General features: G+C 70.6%; 12 protein-coding genes. 8 read left to right on the forward strand and 4 right to left on the reverse strand.

Translation table 11 applies throughout. The annotated features are described in order from the left end of the window. The first annotated feature begins 3 nt into the window (after positions 1–3). From OIE40_RS13760 to OIE40_RS13780, 5 genes are all read left to right on the forward strand, one after another. Entirely contained in the window at positions 4–963 is a 960-nt protein-coding gene (locus OIE40_RS13760; RefSeq protein ID WP_264703118.1) for a neutral zinc metallopeptidase, read from the forward strand. Between the two features lie 76 nt (positions 964–1,039). Further along, positions 1,040–2,680 (forward strand): NAD(P)-binding protein, encoded by a 1,641-nt coding sequence (locus OIE40_RS13765; RefSeq protein ID WP_264703120.1) that lies wholly within the window; start codon positions 1,040–1,042, stop codon positions 2,678–2,680. Then, a complete protein-coding gene (gene nifJ / locus OIE40_RS13770) occupies positions 2,677–6,393 on the forward strand; it encodes a pyruvate:ferredoxin (flavodoxin) oxidoreductase (protein ID WP_264703121.1) in 3,717 nt (1,238 codons plus the stop codon). The genes OIE40_RS13765 and nifJ overlap by 4 nt, the downstream gene beginning before the upstream one ends. Before the next feature lie 20 nt (positions 6,394–6,413). Beyond that, on the forward strand, positions 6,414–7,430 hold the full coding sequence (locus tag OIE40_RS13775; protein ID WP_264703123.1) for a dihydroorotate dehydrogenase-like protein: 1,017 nt from the start codon (positions 6,414–6,416) through the stop codon (positions 7,428–7,430). A 39-nt stretch (positions 7,431–7,469) separates the two neighbouring features. Then, entirely contained in the window at positions 7,470–8,879 is a 1,410-nt protein-coding gene (locus tag OIE40_RS13780; protein ID WP_264703125.1) for a glycosyltransferase, read from the forward strand. A 61-nt stretch (positions 8,880–8,940) separates the two neighbouring features. Here the strand turns inward: OIE40_RS13780 and OIE40_RS13785 are convergent, their stop codons facing one another. The 3 genes from OIE40_RS13785 to OIE40_RS13795 form a co-directional block, all read right to left on the reverse strand. Next, positions 8,941–11,169, reverse strand: coding sequence for a heavy metal translocating P-type ATPase (locus OIE40_RS13785; RefSeq protein ID WP_264703127.1), 2,229 nt, complete (start codon positions 11,167–11,169; stop codon positions 8,941–8,943). 73 nt (positions 11,170–11,242) lie between these two features. After that, positions 11,243–11,446 (reverse strand): heavy-metal-associated domain-containing protein, encoded by a 204-nt coding sequence (locus OIE40_RS13790; RefSeq protein ID WP_264703129.1) that lies wholly within the window; start codon positions 11,444–11,446, stop codon positions 11,243–11,245. A gap of 15 nt (positions 11,447–11,461) precedes the next feature. Next, on the reverse strand, positions 11,462–11,806 hold the full coding sequence (locus tag OIE40_RS13795; protein WP_264703131.1) for a metal-sensitive transcriptional regulator: 345 nt from the start codon (positions 11,804–11,806) through the stop codon (positions 11,462–11,464). A gap of 527 nt (positions 11,807–12,333) precedes the next feature. On the opposite strand from OIE40_RS13795, the gene dnaB reads away from it, so the two are divergent. Then, a complete protein-coding gene (gene dnaB / locus OIE40_RS13800; RefSeq protein ID WP_264703133.1) occupies positions 12,334–13,698 on the forward strand; it encodes a replicative DNA helicase in 1,365 nt (454 codons plus the stop codon). Between the two features lie 225 nt (positions 13,699–13,923). After that, positions 13,924–14,256 (forward strand): hypothetical protein, encoded by a 333-nt coding sequence (locus OIE40_RS13805; RefSeq protein WP_264703136.1) that lies wholly within the window; start codon positions 13,924–13,926, stop codon positions 14,254–14,256. 56 nt (positions 14,257–14,312) lie between these two features. On the opposite strand, the gene OIE40_RS13810 is transcribed toward OIE40_RS13805, so the two are convergent. After that, positions 14,313–15,446: a glycerate kinase gene (locus tag OIE40_RS13810; RefSeq protein ID WP_264703138.1), complete on the reverse strand. Its 1,134-nt coding sequence runs from the start codon at positions 15,444–15,446 to the stop codon at positions 14,313–14,315. A gap of 195 nt (positions 15,447–15,641) precedes the next feature. Between OIE40_RS13810 and OIE40_RS13815 the strand changes: the two genes are divergently transcribed. Next, on the forward strand, positions 15,642–15,773 hold the full coding sequence (locus tag OIE40_RS13815) for a hypothetical protein (RefSeq protein WP_264703140.1): 132 nt from the start codon (positions 15,642–15,644) through the stop codon (positions 15,771–15,773). Positions 15,774–15,820: the final 47 nt, after the last annotated feature.

The raw sequence follows: 15,820 nt of genomic DNA on the forward strand, positions 1-15,820 counted from the left end.
GCCGTGACCGACCCGCTGCACCGAGGCGACGGCTGGGACGCCGCCCACCGCCTTCCGGCCAGCTTCGGTTCCGGCCCGGCGACCAGGGCGGGTGTTCCGGTCGGGTCCTCGCACTTCCAGCCGCTGCCGGCGGCGCGCCGGCGGCGCGCGCCCGGGCTGGGCGGCTTCCTGTTGGTGCTCGCACTGGCGTTGACCGTCACGCTGGCGGGCCTACAGCAGTGGTTCCCGCTGTCCGCCGCCGAGCCGACGGCGTCCGGCACCGGGAGGGGCCGGCCCACCGCCGGCCCGCAACCCTCCGGCACGTCGACGACCGGCGATCCGCTGACCGACAACCCGCTGTACGACCTGTCGCCGACCGGCCGCTGCCCCAGCGTGGAGGAGCCGAAGACCAGGCCGGAATACACCGAGCAGGTGGCCGACCTGCTGACCTGCCTGGCCGTCATCTACCGGCCGCTGGTCGAGAGCGCCGGCGGCGAGTTCACCGAGGTCGAGCACGTCTTCTACGACGAGCACGTCGACTCCAGCTGCGGCACCCAGACCGACGCCTACGCCTTCTACTGCGAGGGCGATCAGACCATCTACCTCTCCGACCAGGTGTACCGCGACCGGATCTACGGGCGACTCGTGGTGGCCGACGTGGTGATCCACGAGTACTCCCACCACGTCCAGGGCATGGTGGGCATCCTGGACGCCTCCCGCGGCCTGAGCGAGAGAGACGCGGTGATCACCCGGCGCATCGAGCTGCAGGTGTTCTGCATGACGTACTACCTGTTCGTGTCGGTCCCCAGCTTCGCGCTGACGGTCGACGACCACAGCTACTTCCGCGAAGTGTGGGGCAGCACCGACGATCCGGTCGGGCACGGTTCGGTGAAGGCGCAGAAGTACTGGGGAGCGCAGGGCCTGGCGGCGTCCGAACTGGGCGCCTGCAACACCTGGTCGGTGCCGGCCGACAGAGTCCGGTAGCAGCCTGCCGAACCGCCTGTGCGGCGGGTGTTGCGGGCGTAGCGTGAAGGGCGTAACTCACCGTTGAGAGGACGCCATGAGCGAGCCCCTGCGCCTCGACATGACCCACCTGCCCGACCTGGCCGAGTCGGTCGGCCGGGTCGGCCCCATCCGCACCCGGATGCCGGTCTACGTCGACCTGCTGCCACCGTGCAACAACGCCTGCCCTGCCGGTGAGAACATCCAGGAGTGGCTGCGGCTCGTCAAGGCCGGTGACGACGAGGCGGCCTGGCGGGAGCTGACCCGCAACAACCCCTTCCCGGCGATCCACGGCCGGGTGTGCTACCACCCGTGCGAGTCGGCCTGCAACCGCATCGAGCTCGACGGGGCGGTGTCGATCCATTCGGTGGAGCGCTATCTGGGCGACCTGGCGATCGAGCGCGGCTGGCGGTTCAGCGCCCACCGCCCACCGACCTCACGCCGGGTGCTGGTGGTGGGCGCCGGGCCGTCGGGGCTGTCGGCGGCCTACCAGCTCGCAATGCTCGGCCACGCGGTGGAGATCCGGGACGCCTCGGCCGCGCCCGGGGGGATGATGCGCTACGGCATCCCGGAGTACCGGCTGCCGCGGGCCGTACTGGACGCCGAGGTCGCCCGGCTGGTCGACCTCGGCGTCCGGATAGTCACCGACCACCGGGTCACCGACCTGCTCGCCGAGCAGGCGCAGGGCGGCTTCGACGCGGTCTTCGTGGCGATCGGCGCGCACCTGTCGAAGCGGGTCGACATTCCCACCCGGGACGCCTCGCGGATCGTCGACGCGGTCAGCTTCCTGCGCGACGTGGCCAGTGGCGGGCGTCCGGTGATCGGCCGCCGGGTCGCCGTCTACGGCGGCGGCAACACGGCCATGGACGCCGCCCGGGTGGCCCGCCGGCTGGGTGCCGAGGAGTCGATCGTGGTGTACCGGCGCACCGCCGAGCAGATGCCGGCCCACGTCTCCGAACGCGAGGAGGCCCAGGCCGAGGGCGTCACGATGAACTGGCTGCGCACCATCTCGTCGGTCGACGAGGGCGACGCGATGACCGTCGAGATCATGGAACTCGACGACGACGGGCGCGCGGTCGGCACCGGCCGGTTCGAGACGCTGCAGGCCGACACGGTGATCCTCGCCCTCGGCCAGGAGGCCGACTCGGGCTTCCTGAAAGCCATCCCCGGCATCCGCTTCGACCGCGACGTCGTGCAGGTCGATCCACGCACCCTGATGACCGACGTGCCGGGCATCTTCGCCGGCGGTGACGCGGTGCCCTCGGAACGCACCGTGACGGTCGGCGTCGGGCACGGCAAGCGCGCCGCGCGGACCATCGACGCCTGGCTGGCCAGCCGGGTGCTGGACGACGCCGACAAGCATCCGCTGGCCGCGTTCGAGACGCTCAACCTGTGGTACTTCGGCGACAACCGGCGCAGCACCCAGCCCGAGCTCGACCCGGCCAACCGGGTCACCGACTTCGACGAGATCCACGGCGGGCTCGGTGTCGAGCAGGCCCACGTCGAGGCGGCCCGCTGCCTGTCCTGCGGCAACTGCTTCGAGTGCGACGGCTGCCTCGGGTCGTGCCCCGAGGACGCCATCGTCAAGCTCGGCAAGGGCCACCGCTACCGCTTCGACTACGCCAAATGCACCGGCTGCGCCACCTGCTTCGAGCAGTGCCCGGTGCACGCCATCGAGATGATCCCGGAGCCGAAATGAAAGCCATCATCGACGGCAACGAGGCCGCCGCATCCGTCGCCTTCCGGCTCAACGAGCTGTGCAGCATCTACCCGATCACGCCCAGCTCGACGATGGCCGAACTGGCCGACGAATGGTCCGCGCAGGGCCGGCGCAACATCTTCGGCACGGTGCCGACGGTGATCGAGATGCAGTCCGAGGGCGGCGCGGCCGGCACCCTGCACGGCGCGTTGCAGGGTGGGGCGCTGAGCACCACCTTCACCGCCTCGCAGGGGCTGCTGCTGATGATCCCGAACATGTACAAGATCGCCGGCGAGCTCACCTCGACGGTGTTCCACGTCGCGGCCCGTTCGCTGGCCGCGCAGGGGCTGAGCATCTTCGGCGACCACCAGGACGTGATGGCGGTGCGGCAGACCGGTTTCGCGCTGCTCTCCTCGGCCTCGGTGCAGGAGGCGCACGACCTGGCCGCCGTGGCTCAGGCCGCCACGCTGCGCTCCCGGATCCCGTTCCTGCACTTCTTCGACGGCTTCCGCACCAGCCACGAGCTGAACACGCTCGAGATGCTGTCGGACGACGACCTGCGGGCCCTGGTGCCCGAGGAGTTGGTGCGCGAGCACCGCCGCCGGGCGCTGTCGCCGGAGCACCCGATCATCCGGGGCACCGCGCAGAACCCGGACACCTACTTCCAGTCCCGCGAGACGGTGAACCCGTTCTACGCGGCGGTGCCCGGCATCGTCGCCGAATGCCTCGACGAGTTCGCCGCGGTGACCGGACGCCGTTACGGCCTGGTCGACTACCACGGCCACCCCGAGGCCGACCAGGTGATCGTGGTGATGGGCTCGGGCGCCCAGACGGTGCGGCACACCGTCGACGCGCTGACCGCGCAGGGCCGCCGGGTCGGCTGCCTGCAGCTGCGGCTGTACCGGCCGTTCCCGACCGAGCAGGTGCTGGCGGCGCTGCCGGCGTCCGTACGCCGGATCGCGGTGCTCGACCGCACCAAGGAGCCCGGTTCGGGCGGTGAGCCGCTGTTTCTGGACGTGCTGTCGGCGCTGGGCGAGGCGCATTCCCGCGATGGGGCCGCCATGCCGCTGGTGATCGGCGGCCGCTACGGGTTGTCGTCCAAGGAGTTCACGCCGCCGATGGTGGTGGCGATCTACGACGAGCTGGCCGGCGACGTGCCGCGTCCGCGGTTCACGATCGGGATCAACGACGACGTCACCCGGCTGTCGTTGCCGTACGCGGCCGATCTCGACCTGGAGCACGCCGACACCCACCGGGCGGTGTTCTACGGGCTGGGCTCCGACGGCACGGTCGGGGCCAACAAGAATACGATCAAGATCCTCGGCTCCGAGCCCGGCGTGTTCGCGCAGGGCTACTTCGTCTACGACTCGAAGAAGTCCGGCTCGCGCACCGTGTCGCACCTGCGGTTCGGGCCGCGTCCGATCGAGGCGCCGTACCTGGTGAACGCGGCCGGGTTCATCGGCTGTCACCACTTCTCGATCCTGGAGCGGGTCGACGTGCTCGAGTTCGCCCGGCCCGGCACGGTGCTGCTGGTGAACTCGCCCTACCCCACCGAGCGGGTGTTCGGGGCGTTGCCGCGGTCGATGCAGCAGCGGATCATCGAGCTCGGGATCGAGCTGTGGAGCATCGACGCCGGTGCGGTGTCCCGGGCCGCCGGCATGGGCAACCGCACCAACACGGTGCTGCAGACGTGCTTCTTCGCGATCAGCAGGGTGCTCGAACCCGAGCTGGCGATCGAGAAGGTGAAAGCGGCGATCCGCAAGACCTACGCGCGCAAGGGTGCCGACGTGGTGGCGCGCAACGAGGCCGCCGTCGACTCCGCCCTGGCGGCGCTGCACCGCGTCGAGGTGCCCGCCGAGCCGGTCGGCGACGCCGAACGGCTGCCGCCGGTGCCGGCGGACGCCCCCGACTTCGTCCGCACCGTGACCGGCGCGATGCTGTCCGGCCTCGGCGACGCGCTGCCGGTCTCGGCGCTGCCGGTGGACGGCAGCTACCCCTCGGGCACCACGAAGTACGAGAAGCGCAACATCTCCGACGTCATCGCCGAATGGGACGCCGAGGCGTGCATCCAGTGCGGCAACTGCGCCTTCGTCTGCCCGCACGCCGTGCTGCGCGCCAAGTACTACAAGGCCGATGAGCTGGAGGGCGCCCCGGAGCACTTCCAGTCGGCCCCGTTGAACGCCGCGGGTTTCCCCGGCTCGCGCTACACCCTGCAGGTGTACGCCGAGGATTGCACCGGCTGCGGCCTGTGCGTCGAGGCCTGCCCGGTCACGCCCATCAAGGCACCCGAGCGGCGGGCGATCAACCTGGCCCCCGTGCTGGATCGCACCCAGGAGCGCGAGAACGTCGCCTTCTTCGAGACCCTGCCGGTGAACAAGCGGTCCCGGGTCGACTTCGCGACCGTGCGCGGCACCCAGTTCCTGCAGCCGCTGTTCGAGTTCTCCGGCGCCTGCAGCGGCTGCGGCGAGACGCCGTACCTGAAGCTGCTCACCCAGCTCTTCGGCGGCCGCAGCAGCGTCGCCAACGCCACCGGCTGCTCGTCGATCTACGGCGGCAACCTGCCCACCACCCCGTGGTCGAGCGACAAGTACGGCCGGGGGCCGGCCTGGTCGAACTCGCTGTTCGAGGACAACGCCGAGTTCGGCCTGGGGCTGCGGCTCGCCGCCGACCTGCAGACCGACCTGGCCCGGCAGCGCCTGGACGCGCTGCGTCCCGAGCTGGGCGACGACCTGGTCGAGCTGGTGCTGGGCGCGCCGCAGCAGTACGAGTCGGAGCTGTCCCACCAGCGCGCCCGGGTCGAGGCGCTGAAGGTCCTGCTCGACGAGATGCTGACCACCGGGCTGTCGCCGCAGCACGTGACGGTGACCTTCCCGCTGGTGATGACCGACCCCGGCACCGACGTCGAACTGACCGGACGCCGCGGCCAGCCGGTCGCCCCCGAGGCGGAGACCAGCACCGAGGTGCCGCCCGCGACCGCGCTGCAGCCGGAGCGGCTGCGGCTGGTCGAGGACCTGCGCAGCGTCGCCGACCATCTGCTGCGCCGGTCGGTGTGGATCGTCGGCGGTGACGGCTGGGCCTACGACATCGGCTCGGGCGGGCTCGACCACGTGCTCGCGTCGGGCCGCGACGTGAACGTGCTGGTGCTCGACACCGAGGTGTACTCCAACACCGGCGGGCAGTCGTCGAAGTCGACCCCGGTGGGGGCGGTGGCGAAGTTCGCCGCCGCCGGCAAGACCACCTACAAGAAGGACCTGGCGATGCAGGCCATCGCCTACGGCAACGTGTACGTGGCCCGGGTGGCGATGGGGGCCGACCCGCAGCAGACGCTGAAGGCGTTCCGCGAGGCCGAGATGTATCGCGGGCCGTCGCTGATCCTGGCCTACAGCCACTGCATCGCCCACGGCATCGACATGCGGCAGGGCCTCGACCAGCAGTACCGCGCGGTCAACTCCGGGCACTGGCCGCTGATGCGGTTCAACCCGGTGCTGCGCGAGGCGAACCGGAACCCGTTCCTGCTCGACTCTCCGCGGCCGAGGATCGCGTTGCGCGACTACCACGACCGCGAGCTGCGGTTCCGGATGCTCACCAACAGCCACCCGCAAGAGGCGGAGCGGATGCTGGCGTTCGGCCAGGACCAGGTGAACCGGCGCTGGGCGGAATACGAGGAGCTGGCCTCGAGGCCGGCGGCGATGTTCGCCGCCGACGCACGCTGAGGCCGGCGGGAAGGGGCGTCATGGACCTGCACACGGACTATCTGGGGCTGGCTTTGCGCAGCCCGCTGGTCGCCTCGGCCGGGCCGCTGTCGACCGGTGTCGACGGCGTCCGGGAGCTGGCCGGAGCCGGGGTGGGGGCGGTCGTGCTGTACTCGCTGTTCGAGGAGCAGGTGCGGGCCGAACAGGCCCGCGACGCCGCCCTCGAAGAGCAGCACGACGAGTCGTTCGCCGAGGCGTTGAGCTACTTCCCGGGGGTGGACGACACCGAGCGCGGTGTGGCCGACGCCTACCTGCGGCATCTGGAGGCGTCCGCCTCGGCGGTGGACGTGCCGGTGATCGCCAGCCTGAACGGCGCCAGCATGGGCGGCTGGACCGCCATCGCCCGGCAGCTGGCGGACGCCGGCGCCGCCGCGCTCGAGCTGAACATCTACTTCGTGCCCGGCGACCTGACCATGTCGGGCGAAGCCGTGGAGCAGCGGCACGTCGACATCGTGTCCGCGGTGTGCGAGTCGGTGCGGCTGCCGGTGGCGGTGAAGCTGAGCCCGTACTTCTCCTCGCCGGGCAACCTGGCGTTGCGGCTGGTCGAGGCCGGGGCGTCCGGGCTGGTGCTGTTCAACCGCTTCCTGCAACCCGAGGTCGACGTCGAGGTGATGGCGGTGCGTCCGTCGGTGGCGTTGTCGTCGCGGTTCGAGGGACGGCTGCCGCGCACCTGGATAGCGGCGTTGTCGCGGCACACCGACGCGTCACTGGCCGCCAGTTCGGGGGTCGAGGAGGCATCCGACCTGGTCCGGTACCTGCTGGTCGGTGCCGATGTGGTGATGTCCACCTCGGCCCTGGTGCGGCACGGCGCCGGCTACGCCGCGGTGCTGCTGGAGGGGTTGGCGGAGTGGATGTCGCGGCGCGGCTTCCACTCCCTGGACGACTTCCGCGGCCTGCTGGCGGTGCCGACGGACGCCGACGGCACGTCGCAGGCCCGGGCCGGCTACGTCGCGGCGCTCGAGAACGCCCGGCGCACCTACGGCTCGCTGCACCGGTAGCGGCCGGGCCCGCCGGGCGACGGCGATAACCTGTCGGGCATGGCCGACGATCAGCCCGCCCAGCCGGACGCCGACAACCCGATGACCTTCGAATTCCCCCGGGTCACCGTCGACGCCGGCACCAACGCACCCACAGCCGCCGGGCGTCCGCTGACGGTCGCGCAGTTCACCGACAACTACGGCCCGGCGCACTCGGGGCTGCTGTACGCGGTGCAGTTCCTGGAGTCGCAGGTGCTGGCCGCCGGGCACCGGGTGCTGCTGGTGGCCCCCGAGGCGAAGGGTCCCAACCCGCTGGCCGGCAACCCGCACCGCCGGGAGATCCGGATGCCGTCGGTGCCGATCCCGGGGGCCGGCATCCGGCTGTCGCTGGGCAAGGACCTGGAGTTCCGGCTGGCGCAGCTGGTGGCCGATCCGCCCGACATCGTGCATGTGCACGGCCTGGGCGGGGTGGGTTTGCTGGGCATGTGGGTAGCGCAGCGCGCCAACCGGCCGCTGGTGGTCACCTGGCACACCGACCTGGAGGCCTACGCCGAGCACTACTGGCACCTCGGACCGTTCCTGAACGCCGCCTACCGCCTGTTCGCCGCCCGGGCCGAATCCAAGCCGTGGGAGAAGCTGCGCAAGCTGCGGCTGAAGCGCCCGCGGCGCGGCGGCGCGCAGTTGGAGCTGCTGCAGGCGGCGTCCGACATGCTGGCGACCGCCGACCTGGTGACCACGCCGTCGGACAAGACCGGCAAACGGGTGCTCGAGTTGTCGCCGGGCGCCAAGGTGAGGGTGGTGCCCAACGGCGCCGACCCGCTGCCGGCGCGCGCACCGTTGCCGCCGGGACGGGGGCCACGGCTGCTGTACGTGGGCCGGGTGTCGCCCGAGAAGGGGCTGGAGCTGCTGCTGGACGCCTTCGAGCTGGTCCGCGACTTCGAACCGAACGCGGAACTGATGATCGTCGGTGACTTCCACGAGACCACCCAGTCGTTGCGGCGTCGGATGCTGCGGGCGTCCCGCGGTGGCGGGGTGCGGCTGGTGGGCCGGGTGCCGCACGAGGAGCTGGCCGCCTACTACGCCGGCTCGGACGTGTTCGTCTTCCCGTCGCTGACCGACACCCAGGCGCTGGTGCTGCACGAGGCGGCGCTGTGCGGACTGCCGCTGGTGGTGGTCGACCCGGAGCTGAACCTGGTCGTCGACCCGGGCGTGAACGCGCTGGTGGCCCGGCAGAACATGGTGTCGTTGAGCCAGGCGATCATGTCGATGCTGCGGCAGTTGAAGGATCCGGCCTTCGCCACCCGCGCAGCCGACCGCAGCCGTGAGCTGGCGGGCCGCTGGACGATCGAGCGGCAGGCGTCGGAGATGCTGGGCATCTACACCGACCTGATGGCCGGACGCCCGGTCGCGGTCAGCGCCCACCTGAAGCCCGACCTGGGCCGGCCACGGCTCGGCGGGCGGCTGCACTAGCCCACGCAGGTCGGGCCTGTCGAGGCCCACCCTCGGCGTCCGGAGTTGACCGATGGGGACCTCAGCCCCGCCGCGCGAACCGGCGCAGGCGCAGGCTGTTCAGCACCACGAACACCGACGACAGCGCCATCGCCGCGCCGGCGATCATCGGGTTGAGGAAGCCCAGGGCGGCCAATGGGATCGCGGCCACGTTGTAGGCGAACGCCCAGAACAGGTTGCCCTTGATGGTGGCCAGGGTGGCCCGGGAGAGGCGGATCGCGGTGCCGGCCAGCCGCAGGTCGCCCTGCATCACCGTCAGGTCGGACGCCGCGATGGCGGCGTCGGTGCCGGTGCCCATGGCGATGCCCAGGTCGGCCTGGGCGAGCGCGGCCGAATCGTTGACCCCGTCGCCCACCATCGCCACCCGGTGGCCCTGCGACTGCAGCCGGCGGATCTCGGCCAGCTTGTCCGCGGGCAGCACCTCGGCGATGACCCGCTCGATGCCGACCTCGGCGGCCACGGCGTCCGCGACCCGGCGGGCGTCGCCGGTGAGCAGCACCGGAGTGAGCCCGAGCTGCTTCAGCCCGGCCACGGCGTCCGCCGAGGTGTCCTTGACGGCGTCCGCGACGGCGACCAGGCCGCGCACCTCGCCGTCGATCGCCACCAGGACGGCGGTTCGGCCCTGCGCCTGCGCGCCGACGAAGGCGTCGAGCGCAGCCTGTGCGGGGCCCGGGGCGTCGACGTCCAGCCCGACCAGGGCGGGGGTGCCGACGAGCACCTCGTGGCCCTCCACCGTGGCGCGGACGCCGCGTCCGGGCAGGTTCTCGAAGTCGGTGACCGCCGCGTCCGAGCCGACGTGGGCGGCGATCGCCCGGGCGATCGGGTGCTCGGACGCCGACTCGGCCGCCCCGGCCAGCCGCAGCCACTCCTGACCCTCCCCCGGTTCCGCTCGCCCGACGGTGTCGACGACGGTCATGGTGCCGGTGGTGACGGTGCCGGTCTTGTCCAGCACGACGGTGTCGACATCGCGGGTGCGTTCCAGGATCTCGGGACCCTTGATCACGATGCCGAGCTGGGCGCCGCGGCCGGTGCCGACCAGCAGCGCGGTCGGGGTGGCCAGGCCCAACGCGCACGGGCAGGCGATGATCAGCACCGCGACCGCGGCCGAGGCCGCGAAGCCGAAGCCGGCCCCGGCCAGCAGCCAGCCCAGCAGGGTCAGCCCGGACAGGCCGATGACGACCGGCACGAACACCGCGCTGATCCGGTCGGCCAGGCGTTGCACGTTGGCCTTGCCGGTCTGGGCGAGTTCGACCAGCCGGGCGATGTGGGCCAGCTGGGTGTCGGCGCCGACCCGGGTGGCCTTCACCAGCAGGCGTCCGTTGGCGTTCACGGTGGCGCCGGTCACCGCGTCCCCGACGGTGACGTCGACCGGAACCGATTCGCCGGTCACCATCGAGGCGTCCACGGCCGAGGAGCCCTCGACGACCTCGCCGTCGGTCGCGATCTTCTCGCCGGGCCGGACGACGAACACGTCACCCGGCTTGAGGAAGTCCACCGGCACCCGGGTTTCGACGCCGCCGCGGAGCAGCGTGGCCTCGGTGGCGCCGAGCGTCAGCAGCGCCCGGACGGCCTCGCCGGCTCGCTGCTTCGAGCGGGCCTCGAACCAGCGTCCGAGCAGCAGGAAGGTGACGATGGCCACGACGGCCTCGAAGTAGATGCTGTCGCCGCCCGAGCCACGGTCGAGGACGAACTCGAAGCCGTGGGTGAAGCCGATCATGCCGGCGTGGGTGAACAGCAGCGCGTAGAGCGACCAGCCGAAGGCGGCGGTGGTGCCGAGGCTGATCAGGGTGTCCATCGTGGTGGCACCGTGCCTGGCGTTGACCAGTGCCGAGCGGTGGAACGGCAGCGCCGCCCAGCCGTAGACCGGCACGGTCAGCAGCAGCGACAACCACTGCCAGCCCGGGAACTGCCAGGCCGGCACCATGGCCAGGGCGATCACCGGCACGGCCAGGACGGCGCTCACGATCACCCGAGAGCGCAGTTCGGCGGCGTGATCGACCTCGGGCCTGGCCGGATCGGGCAGGGCCGCGTGGTAGCCGGCGTTCTCGACCACGGCGATCAGGTCGCCGACCGGGATCGGTGCCTCGGCGAGCACCTTCGCCTTCTCGGTGGCGTAGTTGACCGAGGCGGTCACGCCGTCCACCTTGTTGAGCTTCTTCTCGATCCGGGCCGCGCACGAGGCGCAGGTCATCCCGTCGATGTCGAGCTCGATCGTGGTGTGGCCGGTGCTTGTGGTGTCGCTGATGGTCATGGCTTCGTTCTTCGACGTGGTGGTCTGGGGCGGCGCCGCCCGACCGCTCGCGCCGGGATCGGCCCGTGCGGGGTCAGGCGACGGTGTAGTCGCCGGCTTCGGCGACGGCCTCGACGATCCTGTCGAAGTCGACCGGGGCGTCCGAGGTGACGGTGAGGCGTCCGCCCTCGAGGACGACGTCGACGTCGGTGACGCCGGGGATGGCCTTGACCTCCTCGGTCACGGCGGCGACGCAGTGGCCGCAGGTCATGCCCTCGACGGTGTAGGTGTTCTGCACGATTTCTCCTTCGGTTCAGGAACGGACGAGCCGGGCGATGGCCGCCCGTGCTTCGGTGAGTTTGGTCTCTGCCTCTTCGCCGCCGGCCTTCGCGGCCCGGACGACGCAGTGCCGCAGGTGGTCGTCGAGAAGTTCCAGGGCGAGCGATTCCAGCGCCCTGGTGGTGGCCGAGACCTGGGTGAGGATGTCGATGCAGTAGCGCTCGTCGGCCACCATGCGCGACAGTCCGCCGACCTGGCCCTCGATCCGCCGCAGCCGCTTCAGGTAATCGTCCTTGCTGCTCAGATAGCCGTGCGAGACTTCTGCTGAGACGTCAGCATTGCCACTGGGGGAGAGGGCGTCGTGGGACGTCTGTGACATTTGATCTCCCGTGGTGAAAGGCGCTTCTCATCGACCCTTGTCACTATACCCCCTACGGGTATGCGGCGGCTGCGACACAGTGTGGACAACCTGGGTGCAGCCGGCGCCACACCCCTCACCGGGTTCGTTGTCAAGTGGACCCGACAGACTCCTACTCAGCGTCCATTAAGGTGAAACTCACATGAATGACATGTTAAATACCCTAGTCAATGGCTTGTTCTGGGGACCATCGAGTTTTCATCCACCGCAGCTTCGGCGCGTCGTACACAGGCTGCACGGCGTGCCTCCACAGAATCCACAACGAAAAGTCGTTCCTGTGGATAACCCCCGTTGGACGCTGGCCCGAGGGCGGGTCTATCGTCGGCTTCTACCGCCGCGCAGATCGGACTGGGTGGCGGTCATGAGCAGTACCACTATCGAACTTTTGTACGACCAAACGCAGAGCTGTCGCCGGTACTCAACCGGTTCTGTCAGCGTGCACGGCTAACGTGCCCGCTGTAGGGATGGTTCGCGCTCCAGGGAGGGAAATGTCAGTCGCGTCGCTCCCCCCGTACGAGGACGATCCGCGCGAGTTCAGTCAGGTCGACCGGACGCCGCCGCAGGACGTCCAGGCCGAGCAGTCGGTGCTCGGGGCGATGCTGCTGAGCAAGGACGCCATCGGCGACGTCGCCGAGATCGTCCGCGGTCGCGATTTCTACCTGCCCAAGCACGAGCAGATCTTCGACGCGATCATCGACCTGTACGGACGCGGCGAACCGGCCGACACGATCCTGGTCGCCGATGAGCTGACCAAGCGCGGTGAGATCGGCAAGGTCGGCGGTCACATCTACCTCCACGACCTGCTGCAGAGCGTGTCGATCGCCTCGAACGCGTCGTTCTACGCCGACATCGTCAAGGAGAAGGCGGTGCTGCGCCGGCTGGTCGAGGCGTCGATCAAGATCAGCCAGATGGGCTACACCGGCGGTGGCGAGGTGTCCGACATCGTCGACCGGGCGCAGCAGGCGATCTTCGAGGTGGCCGACGGCAAGACGTCCGACGACTACGAGCCGCTGAGCGCGCTGATGGAGCGCACCCTCGACGAGATCGAATCGCTGAGCCAGCACGGCGTGATGTCGGGGGTGCCGACGGGGTTCGCCGACCTCGACGAGCTGACCAACGGCCTGCACGCCGGGCAGATGATCATCGTCGCCGCCCGCCCCGGCATGGGTAAGTCGACGCTGGGGCTCGATTTCGCCCGTGCGGCATCCATCAAGAACAAGCTGACCAGCTGCTTCTTCTCACTCGAGATGGGCAAGTCCGAGATCGTGCAGCGACTGATCTCGGCCGAGGCGGGGGTGGCGCTGAACCACATCCGCAAGGGGCAGCTCTCCGACGACGACTGGCAGCGGATCGCGCGCAAGACCGGCGAGGTGTCGAGCGCGCCGCTGTTCATCGACGACAGCCCGAACCTGACGATGATGGAGATCCGGGCCAAGGCGAGGCGGCTCAAGCAGCGCAACGATCTCAAGCTGGTGATCGTCGACTACATGCAGCTGATGACCTCGGGCAAGAAGGTCGAATCCCGACAGCTCGAGGTGTCGGAGTTCAGCCGGCAGATGAAGCTGCTCGCCAAGGAGCTCGAGGTGCCGGTGGTCGCACTGTCACAGCTCAACCGTGGCCCCGAGCAGCGCACCGACAAGAAGCCGATGCTGTCCGACCTGCGCGAATCCGGCTCGCTCGAGCAGGACGCCGACATGGTGATCCTGCTGCACCGCGCGGACGCCTACGACCGCGACTCCGACCGGGTCGGCGAGGCCGACTTCATCGTCGCCAAGCACCGCAACGGGCCGACCGCGACCATTCAGACCGTGTTCCAGGGCCACTACAGCCGCTTCGTCGACATGCAGCAGTGACCGTCGTCGTCGAGGTACTGATCGGTGCGAGGGATCTCGACCCGAACGTCGAAAGGTCGGTCAGCCTCTCCGCGGCGGCGCTGGGCGAGCTCGAGGGCGACGGCTGCGCCGATGCGGTGTCCGGGGGTCAGCTCCGGCCAACCGGTGAAGCGTCCTTCGGTACGGAGGGCCGGCTGTACGTGGTCCCCGGGCATCGCCCGGTACGAAGACGCCTTCGGGTCGAGTGTGGCGTTCGCCCGCGGCCTGACCCGCAGCGCCTCCTACGACGTGGTCGTGGCGGCGCTGTACGACCAGGTGGGGAAGGTGAAGTACGCCGGCTCACTGACGGTGACCAGCTTCGACAAGGGCGGTTACCGGCTGATCACGCAGAGCTCGCCGGGCGTTCCCGGCAGCCCGAAGGCACATGCCAGGTTCGGCAGCTCGATCGGCGTCCGCAGCGACAGCGCCCGCACCAGTGCGCTGTTGGTGTCGACCTGCGGATTCGACCGTCCGGACAGCGATGACTGCGGTGTCGTGCAGGCACGTTCAACCAGGCTCGATTCGTGGAGCAGCCTGTGACCCAGCACGACAGGTTTCGTCCACTGGGGCGGCAGCATCGTCGGTTAGTCGGCCGGTCACCGGGTCGCGCCCAGCCGGTACAGCCGCAGTGCGGTGGCGACCGCACGCTCGAGGTTCGCCGGGCCGTCGGCCAGCGCCGTGGCCAGATCGCACGGACCGGTGGTGATCGACACCACGGCGGCGAAGCCGTTGCCCACCAGTTCCTCGGCACCCTCGCCGAGCCGTCCGGCGAAGGCGATCACCGGCGCCCCGGACGCCGCGGCCACCTCGGCCACGCCCGCCGGGGTCTTGCCCGCCAGCGTCTGCGAGTCGATCGAACCCTCGCCGGTGAGCACCAGGTCGACGCCGGCGACGTGCCGGGCCAGGCCCGCGGCCTCGGCGACCACCTCGACGCCCCTGCGGCGGCGTCCGCCCAGCGACAGGAACGCCGCCCCGAGCCCGCCGGCCGCGCCGGCACCGGGCACCTCACGTACGTCGGCACGTCCGGCCGCGACCAGGGCGTCGGCGATCCTGGTCAGGACGCCGTCCAGCACCGGCACCTGCTCGGGGCTCGCCCCCTTCTGCGGTCCGAACACGGCGGCGGAGCCCGACGGCCCCAGCAGCGGGTTGGTCACGTCGCAGGCGAGTTCGATCTCCACCCGCTCCAGTCGCGGGTCGAGACCGGTCAGGTCGACCCGGTCGAGCCGGGTCAGCGCCTCGGGGTGGGCCGCCAGCGCGACGCCGTCGGCGTCCAGCCAGACCGCACCCAGCCCCGCCAGCAGGCCGGCGCCGCCGTCGGTGGTGGCTGACCCGCCCAGTCCGACGATGACGTGCGTGGCGCCCGCGTCCAGGGCGTCGCGGACCAGGTCGGCCACCCCGGCCGACGAGGAGGCCATCACCTCCCGCTCGGCGGGCGGGATCAGGCCGATGCCGACAGCGGCGGCCACCTCGATGACGGCCAGGCCGTCGGGCGTGAGCCCATAGCGGGCGGTGATCGGACGACCCAGCGCGTCGACTGTGGCGACCTCGCGCCACTGTCCGCCCAGGGCGTCCACCAGCGCCTCGGCGGTGCCCTCACCGCCGTCGGCCATCGGCACCTCGACGCACTCGGCATCGGCGTACACCGCCCGGACGCCGCGCGCCATCGCCGCGGCCGCCTCGGCGGCCGACATCGACTCCTTGAACGAATCCGGTGCGAGCACGACCTTCATCGGATGCCTCCTTCGCTGCTGACGACGGTACGGGCTCAACCTGATCCACCCGTCCGGAAACGGTTGTCAGGTGGCCTCGAGGTGGTCCTCCTTCCGTCGGCTCCGGTCGGAACAGCCTCGCGCGACCGTTGCTCGTGGGCGCACACTACTGTCGTCGTGCCGCCCCTCGCACGAGCCCGACGACAGGAGAGCGCCATGGAATCGGTCACCCTCACCGAGGACGAACTGGCCACCGTCGCGGCCCTGGATCTGGGCGCCAGCCAGTTCTTCGATCACCGCGACCCGGACATGACGTTGCGGCTGAGCTCCTCGCGCATCCACGACTGAATAGCATTGCTGACGATTTACGCAAAACAACTCTCACACATTTGTCA

Source organism: Micropruina sonneratiae, from assembly GCF_025972045.1.
In the GTDB taxonomy this organism is placed as follows: domain Bacteria; phylum Actinomycetota; class Actinomycetes; order Propionibacteriales; family Propionibacteriaceae; genus Micropruina; species Micropruina sonneratiae.

Coding starts and splice junctions, on each gene's coding strand:
- OIE40_RS13780 (WP_264703125.1), top strand. CDS start 7,470: ATGGCCGACGATCAGCCCGCCCAGCCGGACGCCGACAACCCGATGACC.
- OIE40_RS13785 (WP_264703127.1), bottom strand. CDS start 11,169: ATGACCATCAGCGACACCACAAGCACCGGCCACACCACGATCGAGCTC.
- OIE40_RS13775 (WP_264703123.1), top strand. CDS start 6,414: ATGGACCTGCACACGGACTATCTGGGGCTGGCTTTGCGCAGCCCGCTG.
- OIE40_RS13815 (WP_264703140.1), top strand. CDS start 15,642: ATGGAATCGGTCACCCTCACCGAGGACGAACTGGCCACCGTCGCGGCC.
- OIE40_RS13810 (WP_264703138.1), bottom strand. CDS start 15,446: ATGAAGGTCGTGCTCGCACCGGATTCGTTCAAGGAGTCGATGTCGGCC.
- nifJ (WP_264703121.1), top strand. CDS start 2,677: ATGAAAGCCATCATCGACGGCAACGAGGCCGCCGCATCCGTCGCCTTC.
- OIE40_RS13795 (WP_264703131.1), bottom strand. CDS start 11,806: ATGTCACAGACGTCCCACGACGCCCTCTCCCCCAGTGGCAATGCTGAC.
- OIE40_RS13765 (WP_264703120.1), top strand. CDS start 1,040: ATGAGCGAGCCCCTGCGCCTCGACATGACCCACCTGCCCGACCTGGCC.
- dnaB (WP_264703133.1), top strand. CDS start 12,334: ATGTCAGTCGCGTCGCTCCCCCCGTACGAGGACGATCCGCGCGAGTTC.